General features: G+C 40.8%; 1 protein-coding gene. It reads left to right on the top strand.

What is annotated here, in order from left to right:
• A partial coding sequence (locus QWY28_RS23340) for an Asp23/Gls24 family envelope stress response protein (RefSeq protein WP_300955309.1) occupies positions 1 to 274 on the top strand: 274 nt, incomplete at its 5' end.
• Positions 275 to 346 lie beyond the last annotated feature (72 nt).

The raw sequence follows: 346 nt of genomic DNA, 5'->3' as shown, positions 1-346 counted from the left end.
GGATAGTCTTAGTAAAGTTGCTCACGGTCGAGGTGTTTATCTCAAAACAGAAGAAGACGGAACAGTCAGTGCAGATATCTATGTCTACCTACAATATGGGATCAATGTACCTGCTGTTTCCATGGAAATTCAACGGGCAGTCAAAACAGCCGTTTATGATATGGCTGAAGTGAATCTTTCTGAAGTTAATATTCATGTGGTTGGCATTGTGCCGGAAAAGACACCCAAACCTGATATGAAAAACCTAGTTGATGAGGATTTTCTTGATGACTAATGTATTTGTGGACTCTAGGCGCGATCTTCGTGAACGTGCTTTTCAAGCACTTTTTTCTTTGGAATTTGGTGG

It is taken from the genome of Nocardioides oceani, assembly GCF_030412965.1.
In the GTDB taxonomy this organism is placed as follows: domain Bacteria; phylum Actinomycetota; class Actinomycetes; order Propionibacteriales; family Nocardioidaceae; genus Nocardioides; species Nocardioides oceani.
The sequence above is the reverse complement of the archived record's forward strand: the minus strand, read 5'-3'. Positions and strand labels throughout refer to the sequence as shown.